Genomic DNA, 8,100 nt, shown 5'->3' on the forward strand with positions numbered 1-8,100 from the left:
TTGCCATCCCGGCCTGGAAGATCGCGCCCGCACTGGCCTTCGGCAACTGCGTGGTCCTGAAGCCCGCCGACCTCGTGCCCGGCTGCGCCTGGGCGCTGTCCGAGATCATCAGCCGCTCGGGCATTCCGGCGGGCGTGTTCAACCTGGTGATGGGCCGCGGCAGCGTGATCGGCAACGCGCTGGTCAGCCACCCCGGCATCCATGCCATCAGCTTCACCGGCTCGGTCGGCGTGGGCCGCAACATCGCGGTGCAGTGCGTGACCAACCACAAGAAGGTGCAGCTCGAGATGGGCGGCAAGAACCCGCAGGTGATCCTGGACGACGCCGACCTGGCCCAGGCCGTGGAGCTCAGCGTGCAAAGCGCCTTCTACTCGACCGGCCAGCGCTGCACGGCCTCCAGCCGCCTGATCGTGACCGAAGGCATCTACTCCAAGTTCATCGAGGCGATGAAGGCGCGCATGGCCAAGATCAAGGTCGGCGATGCGCTGGCGCAGGGCACCGACGTGGGCCCGGTCTCCTCGAAGTCGCAGCTGGACCAGGACATGGAATACATCGCCATCGGCAAGGGCGAGGGCGCCACGCTGGCGGCCGGCGGGGAACTGCTGAAGCTGGAGACCGACGGCTACTACATGTCGCCGGCGCTGTTCAGCGAATCGGCGGCCGCGATGCGCATCAACAAGGAAGAGATATTCGGCCCGGTGGCGAGCGTGATCCGGGTGAAGAACTACGAAGAGGCGCTGGCCACGGCCAACGACACCGAGTTTGGCCTGTCGGCCGGCATTGCCACCACCAGCCTGAAGTACGCCACGCACTTCAAGCGCCACAGCCAGGCCGGCATGGTGATGGTGAACCTGCCCACGGCGGGCGTGGACTACCACGTGCCGTTCGGCGGGCGCAAGGGCTCGAGCTACGGCCCGCGCGAGCAGGGCAAGTATGCGCAGGAGTTCTTCACCACGGTGAAGACGGCGTACACGCTGGCTTGATGCCACCCCCGCGCCGGGCGCCGCACGCGCCCGGCGCTGGCCGTCCACTTTGTCCGCCCTACAGCCGATGGCCGCCGCGCGCCATCGAGCGGCGCAGGCCCAGTGCAAGCAGCACGCCCATTGCGCCCGCCAGGGCGACGATGGCGGCGGCCGCCGGCCAGCCCAGCGAATCCACTGCACCGCCCACGATCACGGGGCCGATCATCTGGCCGAGATTGCTGCCCAGCATGAGCAAGCCCATCGACATCGGGACCAGCCGCGTGCTCGGTGCCACGATGGGAGAGGTGCCGATCAGCGTTGCGGGAAGCAGGCCGCCCGCGCCCGAAAAAACAAGGCACAGCACAAAGGCCGGCACTGCGCCGAGCACCGGCAGGAAGATCCCGATGGACGCGATGCCCATCGCCGCGCTGGCCAGTGCCGCGAGCAGCCAGCGCGCGATGCCGCGCTGGAGCAGCATGCCGGCCGCAAGATYGCCCGCCACATTGACACAGCAGGCCGCGGCGCTCAGCTGTCCGGCGGTGGCCGTGCCCACGCCCATGCGCTCGATCAGCAGCACCGGCAGAAAACTGAAGAGCGCGAAGAACTGCAGGCTGTAGATCACGAACGAAGCGGCGATCAGCGCCGGCGCGCCGGCCTTTGCCGCGGCGGCCGCGTCGCGGGCCATGCTGCGCCACGAGACCAGTGCCTCGCGGGCACTTCCACTGGCGCCGCGCGAAACGCCCGCCAGCACCAGCACCGCGATCAAGCCCGCAAGCGCGGCATTGCCCAGCCACAAGCCGCGCCAGCTGCCCGGCAGCGAGCCGCTGAAGAGCGCGATGGCAATCCCGGCGGGCATGAAGCAGCTCCAGATCGCGAAGGCAAGGTCCTTGCCGCCGGGCGCGACCATGCGCTGCAGCACCGAGGGGCCGGCAATGGTGATCAGCACGAAACCCAGGCCTTCGACGACGCGGCCGATCAGCAGCATGGCGATGCCGTGTGCCCATGCGCCCGCCGTGCTGCCGATGGCAATGGCCAGCAGGCCGGCCACCAGCAGGCGCCTGTCGCCGGCGCGCGCAATCCACGCGCCGACCGGCACCGCGCCAACCACGCCCAGCAGCGAGAACGTTGCCATGAGCCAGCCGACCATCGAGAGGTCGAGCCCGAAGTCCGTGCGCAACTGCGGCACCGCAATGGCGACCTTGCCGACCTGGAGGGACGCCACGACCCCGGCGGCCACGACCAGCGCCACGCCGAGCCAGTGCGTTGAAGAAGGTGAGTGCGGCGCGGCGGCGGGTGGCGATGTGGCGCCGCGCATTTCGATTCGGTTCTGCATGCCGCCACTTTGCAGCGGGCACCCGATCAATGAAAGCGAATAATATCGGCCAACTCAATCGATTGGACAGATCATGCTGGACATCCTCACGCTGAGCCAGATGCAGATGTTCGTTGCCGTGGCGGATGCCGGCAGCTTCCGTGCCGGCGCGGCCCGGCTGCACCGGGTGCAGTCGGCCGTGAGCCATGCCATTGCCAATCTCGAGGAACAGCTCCAGGTGCGCCTCTTCGACCGTTCCGGCCACAAGCCGGTGCTCACGCCCACGGGCAAGGCACTGCTGGGCGACGTGCGGGTCATCCTGTCGAAGGTCGAGGCGCTGCGCTCGCGCGCGCAGGGGCTCGAACAGGGCATCGAGCTCGGGCTGGCAGTTGCGGTGGACACGCTCTTTCCGCCGGAGCTCCTGGCCAGCGCGCTGCGTGGCATGCATGCGGTCTACCCGAGCATTGCCATCCGCGTGGAATACAGCTCGATGGGCGGCACCGTCGATGCATTGAATTCGGGCCGATGCGATCTCGCGATTGCGGCCTTCGGCCATGCCGACGAAAAAATCAGCCGCGAATTCCTCATGCAGCTTCATACCGTGGCCGTTGCCGCGCCGTCGCATGCGCTGGCGGTCCATGCAGGCCGGCGCGGTGCGGGGGGCCTGGATGCCGCCGCGGCGGAGCACGTGCAGATCGTGGTGGAAGATCCGAGCACGCTCAGCCAGGGCTACGACATCGATGTGCTCTCGCCCTCGACCTGGCGCGTGACCGACATGTACATCAAGCTCGCGCTGCTGCGCGCGGGCCTGGGATGGGGAAAGATGCCGTCCTGGCTGGTGGCCGGCGACCTGGCCGCCGGAACGCTGGTGCAGTTGCCGGTGAGCCGCATCGGCCCCGGCGGTGGAACCAGCCAGCAGTGCCATTTCTGCCACCGCGGCGACAAGACGCTGGGAGCGGGCGCTACGCTGCTGCGCGAATGCCTCATGGCGGAAGCGAAGGCGGCGGCGCCCGGCGCCGGCGGCGCATCAGCATCTCCACGAGCTCGAAGATCCCCTCGCTCAGCAGCGCCAGCGCCGCGGCCGGCAGCGCGCCGGCCAGCAGCAGCTCGCGGTCGTTGAGCGCGAGCCCCGTGACGATGCGCTCGCCGAATCCGCCCGCGCCGATGAAGGCCGCGATGGTCGCGGTGCCAATGGCAATGGCGGTGGCCGTTCGCACGCCCGCCAGCAGCGTGGGCAGTGCCAGCGGCAGCAGCACCAGCCGCAGGCTTTGCGGCGGCGTCATGCCCAGCGCGGTGCCGGCCAGGCGCAGGCCGTTCGGCACTTCGGCCAGGCCCGTCACGGTGTTGCGCATGATCGGCAGCAGCGAATAGAGCGTGAGCGCGATCAGCGCGGGCAGCGCGCCGATCGCACCGAGCATGGAGATCAGCACGGCCAGCAGCGCGAGCGAAGGCACGGTCTGCAGCAGGCTCGCGAAGCCGAGCACCAGCGCACGCAGCCGCACATGCGGAAACACCAGGATCGCGAGCGGCACGCCGATCAGGATCGCCACGCCCACCGATACGGCGACCAGCACCAGGTGCTGCCGCGCGAGCTGCCAGAGATCGGGGCCGAACAGCTTGGCGCTGAAGCCGCGCCGGGGCTCCTGGGTCTTTGCGCCCTGGCCTGCGCCGGCCAGGAAGTCGCGCGCAATGGTGTCGAAGGGCACGCTCTGGAGTTCGGCGCGCGCATTCATCGCGATCATCGCGTGTTCGTCGATGCGGCCTTCGAGCGTTTTCAGCGCGGCCCAGGCCTGGGGCAGCCGCGTGGGCAGGTCGAGCCTGTAGAGCACCACGGCGTCGTAGCGCGGAAAGTATTTCCTGTCGTCTTCGAGCACGCGCAGGCCGAGATGCTCGATCTTGGCGTCGGTGGTGTAGATGTCGATCGCGTCGATCTGCTTCGCGGCCACGGCTTCGTAGGCCAGGCCATGGTCGAGGCCGGTGGGCGCCTGGGTGAAGCCGTAGCGCGCGGCCAGGCCCTTCCAGCCGTCGGCGCGGCCGAGGAATTCGTTCGACAGGCCGAGCTTGAGTTCGGGATGCTTTGCAAGATCGCTCAGCGTACGCAGCCCGAGCCGCTCGGCATCGGCCGCCCGCACGGCCAGTGCATAGCCGTCGTTGAAGCCCAGCGGAATCGCCACGCCCAGGCCCATGGGCGCCAGCGCCGCGTTCATGGCCTCGCGCGTTTCGGCTGGCGAACCCTTGAGAATTTCGAGCGCGATGGTGCCGGTGTATTCGGCATAGAGATCGATGGCGCCCGAGCGCAGCGCCTCGTACACGATGGCCGTGTTGCCGAGGCCCTGGCGCACCACCGGCGGCGATGCGGTGTGCGGCGCCGCGGTCTGCGCGAGCAGTTCGGCCAGGATGTACGACTCGGTGAAGCGCTTGGAACCGACGCGCAGCGTGCCCTCGCCGGGCTGCGCCGATGCAGCGGCACCGAGCCAGGCCATGGCAAGGAACAACAAGGCGGCGCGCAGCATGCGGTGATGGGGCAGTGGCATCGCAGGCCAGTGTATAGACATCGAACCGCTCGGCGTACCCGCCAATCTCCTACAAACCCTGGTGCGGGCTACCGATGCTTCGTAGATGCAGCCGCGCCCATAGTGGCCGCCATGAAGAAGAAAACCCATCTCCTGCCCGGCCCCGACGTTCACGGCCTGCGCGAACTCCCGGGCCTTCGGGTCGAGGGCTACAGCCTGCAGTTGCGCGACAAGGACGGCTTCGTGGGCGACCAGGCCAGCCAGACGGCCTTCAGGGAACTGCTCGAGCGCTGGCGCAAGCGCCGCCGCAAGACGGGCACCGATCCATTGGGCAGGGAACACTCGCGCGACCTCAGCAAGAAGCAGCTCGACCGCGTGCTGCTGAAGACCTCGGCGGCCGGCGACCTGATGCACGGCGCCATCGAGGAGTTCGCCGAGGAACTGGCCCTCGTGATCCAGCGCTTCACGCGCCAGCCCTCATGGAAGAAGGTGGAGCGCATCGTGGTGGGCGGCGGCTTCACCGAAAGCGACGTGGGCGAGCGCGCCATCCTGCAGACCGCCGCCATCCTCGAAGAGCTGGGCGTTCACGTCCAGCTCGGGCGCCTGTCGCACGAGGTCGACGACGGCGGCCTGATCGGCTGGGTGCACCTGGCACCGCCGGCCATGCTCAAGAAGCACGACGCCATCCTGGCGGTGGACATCGGCGGCACCAACGTGCGCTGCGGCATCGTGAAGACGCGCCGGCGCAAGGCACGCGACCTGTCGCTGGCCAAGGTGGTGCGGCGGGAGAAATGGCGGCATGCGGACGACGACCCGAACCGCACCGGCATGGTCGAGCGCATCGCGGCCATGCTCGAGGACATGGTGCGCTACTGCGAGCGCAAGCACATCCGCCTGGCGCCCTTCATCGGCATTGCCTGCCCCGGGCTGATCCGCAAGGACGGTTCGATCGAGCGCGGCACGCAGAACCTGCCGGGCGATTGGGAAAGCCGCGCGTTCCACCTGCCGAGCGCGCTGTGGCGGCGCATGCCGATGATCGGCTCCGGCCCCACGCTGATCCTGATGCACAACGACGCGGTGGTGCAGGGGCTGAGCGAACTGCCCTTCATGCGCGACGTGACCCACTGGGGCGTGCTGACGATCGGCACCGGGCTCGGCAATGCGAGCTTCACCAACACCTTCTAGCCTGGAGTGCCGGGCGCCGCGGGAATGCCGCCGCCCAGCGCCTTGTAGACCGCCACCATGCCCACCGCCATGCGGCTCGTGCTCTGCACCTGGTCGCGCCGCGCCTGCAGCAGTGCGCGGCGCGCGTCGAGTTCGACGCCGAAATCCGTGAGTCCGTTCGCATAGCGCGCGTGTGCGAGCGTGAGTGCATCGCGGCTGCTGCGCTCGCGCTCGGCCAGCTCGGCATGGCGCTGGCGCTCGGCGGCGTAGGCGCTGAGCGCCGAATCGATCTCGTGCCATGCCTTGAGCACGGCCTGCTGGAAGGCCACCGCGGCTTCCTGCTGCTGCAGCTCGCGCAGGTTCACCGTGCTGCGGCGCCGGTCGTTGTCGAAGATCGGCAGGCTGATGGAAGGACCGACGTGCCATTGGCGGCTGCCCCATTCGCCAAAACGCTCGCTGCCGGCCGATTCGTAGCCGAAGCCCGCACCGAGCGTGACGCGCGGATAGAGGTCGGCCACCGCCACGCCGATGCGCGCGGTGGCGGCATGCAGCTGGGCTTCGGCGGCGGCGATGTCGGGGCGCCGGCGCACCACGTCGCCGGGCAGGCCCAGCGCAAGCTCGGGCAGCGGCGGTGCCTGCAGCGCTTCGAGCGGGTTGCCCGCGCCATCGGAAGCTGGCGCGAGTTCGGCGTTCAGCGCGCCCGGCGCTGCGCCGGTCAGCAGCGTGATCTGGTTCATGGCCTGCGCCTCCTGCTGCAGCAGCATGGGGATGCGCGCCTTGAGTTCGGCCAGCTGCGTGCGCTGGCGCGTCGGGTCCAGGTCGGTGACCAGGCCGCCATCGGCACGCGCCTGCACCAGCTCGAGCGATTCGGCTGCGGCCGCGATGTCGGCGTTCGCCACGCGCAGTTCGCGCTGCGCGCCGCGCAGTTCGAAGTAGCTGCGCGCCACCTCGGCCTGCACGCTGAGCTGCGCCTGCTGCAGCAGCGCGGCCGATGCGCCGGCATCCGCATCGGCGGCCTCGATGCTGCGCCGCACGCGGCCCCAGAGGTCGATTTCCCAGGAGGCGTCGAAGCCGGCCTGGTAAAGGTTGTAGGGCTCGCTGAGCGTGCGGATCAGCTGGTCGCGGTTGGCGACCGACGAGCCCAGCGCATCGATCATCCGCGTGGCGGCGCCGCTCTCGCTCTGGCGCTGCCGGTTCACGCTGGCGCTGGCATTGAGCTGTGGCGCCTGCTGCGCCGCGGCCGCGGTGCGCTGGACGCGGCTTTGCGCGAAGTGCAGGGCCGCGGTCTGCAGGTCGTGGTTGGCGGCCAGGGCGCGGGCTTGCAACTGGTCGAGCAGCGGATCGCCGAAGGCCTTCCAGTCGCCGGATGCGGCGGCTGTGGGCGCGGCCTTGCGCTCGGCGCCGAGCAGCGCCGCCGAGCCGCCGTGCCATGCGGACCAGTCGGCCGGCGCCTGCGGCTGCGCGGGCCGGTGGTCGGGCCCCACGGCGCAGCCTGCAAGAAGGAGCGCGAGCGCGGAACAGGAGAAGAGGGTGCGCGATGCGGACATGGAGTGCTCCCTAGACCAGACGATGGCGAAACAGCCAGGCCGCCAGCGGCAGTGTGACGATGGCGATGATCGACAGCGGAATCAGGTTGTGCCACACCGTGGCCAGGCCCACGCCTTCCAGGTAGACGCGCTGCACCAGGTCGATCGCGAAGCGCAGCGGGTTGGCCATGGTGATCAGCTGCAGCACGTGCGGCATGTTGCGCACGGGTGTGGTCAGCCCGGAGAGCAGCATCATCGGCATCAGCAGGACGAAGGTGTAGAGCATGGCCTGCTGCATGTTGGCCGACACCGCCGAGATCGACAGGCCGATGCCCACGCTGGCCACCGTGAAGAAGACCAGCCCGGTGTAGAGCGTGATGAGCGAGCCCGCCATCGGAATGCCGAACCAGAACAGCGCGACCAGCAGGATCAACGTCGACTGCGCAAGGCCCACCAGCACCGGCGGCAGCGCCTTGCCGATCATGATCTCGAGCGGCGACATCGGCGTGACCAGCAATTGGTCGAAGGTGCCTTGCTCGCGCTCCCGCGCCACCGAGAGCGCGGTGAGCAGCAGCGTCTGCAGCATGCTGAGCGCGGCAATCAGGCCGGGCAGCAGGTTCCAC

At 69.3% G+C, this 8,100-nt stretch carries 6 protein-coding genes and 1 pseudogene; 3 read left to right on the plus strand and 4 right to left on the minus strand.

Annotated elements, in window-relative coordinates:
• Positions 1-983 (plus strand): aldehyde dehydrogenase family protein (locus AC1DOC_RS10350; RefSeq protein ID WP_478129767.1); only part of this gene is annotated, 983 nt, incomplete at its 5' end.
• Positions 984-1,041: 58 nt separating this feature from the next.
• Here AC1DOC_RS10350 and AC1DOC_RS10355 read toward each other — a convergent pair.
• Positions 1,042-2,295, minus strand: coding sequence for an MFS transporter (locus AC1DOC_RS10355; RefSeq protein WP_478129768.1), 1,254 nt, complete (start codon positions 2,293-2,295; stop codon positions 1,042-1,044).
• 100 nt (positions 2,296-2,395) lie between these two features.
• Here AC1DOC_RS10355 and AC1DOC_RS10360 point away from each other — a divergent pair.
• Positions 2,396-3,208, plus strand: a pseudogene (locus tag AC1DOC_RS10360) (LysR family transcriptional regulator); the annotation flags it as partial.
• Positions 3,209-3,257: 49 nt separating this feature from the next.
• Here AC1DOC_RS10360 and AC1DOC_RS10365 read toward each other — a convergent pair.
• Positions 3,258-4,787, minus strand: coding sequence for an ABC transporter permease/substrate-binding protein (locus AC1DOC_RS10365; RefSeq protein WP_478080726.1), 1,530 nt, complete (start codon positions 4,785-4,787; stop codon positions 3,258-3,260).
• Between the two features lie 132 nt (positions 4,788-4,919).
• Here AC1DOC_RS10365 and AC1DOC_RS10370 point away from each other — a divergent pair, with 132 nt between their 5' ends.
• Entirely contained in the window at positions 4,920-5,972 is a 1,053-nt protein-coding gene (locus AC1DOC_RS10370) for an ROK family protein (RefSeq protein WP_012746878.1), read from the plus strand.
• Here the strand turns inward: AC1DOC_RS10370 and AC1DOC_RS10375 are convergent.
• Positions 5,969-7,498, minus strand: coding sequence for an efflux transporter outer membrane subunit (locus AC1DOC_RS10375; RefSeq protein WP_012746879.1), 1,530 nt, complete (start codon positions 7,496-7,498; stop codon positions 5,969-5,971). The genes AC1DOC_RS10370 and AC1DOC_RS10375 overlap by 4 nt on opposite strands.
• Positions 7,499-7,508: 10 nt before the next feature.
• On the minus strand, positions 7,509-8,100 hold a 592-nt coding region (locus AC1DOC_RS10380; RefSeq protein WP_478129769.1), incomplete at its 5' end, for an ABC transporter permease.

Source organism: Variovorax sp. 01T439_2 (genome assembly GCF_056398445.1).

Coding starts and splice junctions, on each gene's coding strand:
- AC1DOC_RS10375 (WP_012746879.1), bottom strand. CDS start 7,498: ATGTCCGCATCGCGCACCCTCTTCTCCTGTTCCGCGCTCGCGCTCCTT.
- AC1DOC_RS10365 (WP_478080726.1), bottom strand. CDS start 4,787: ATGCTGCGCGCCGCCTTGTTGTTCCTTGCCATGGCCTGGCTCGGTGCC.
- AC1DOC_RS10370 (WP_012746878.1), top strand. CDS start 4,920: ATGAAGAAGAAAACCCATCTCCTGCCCGGCCCCGACGTTCACGGCCTG.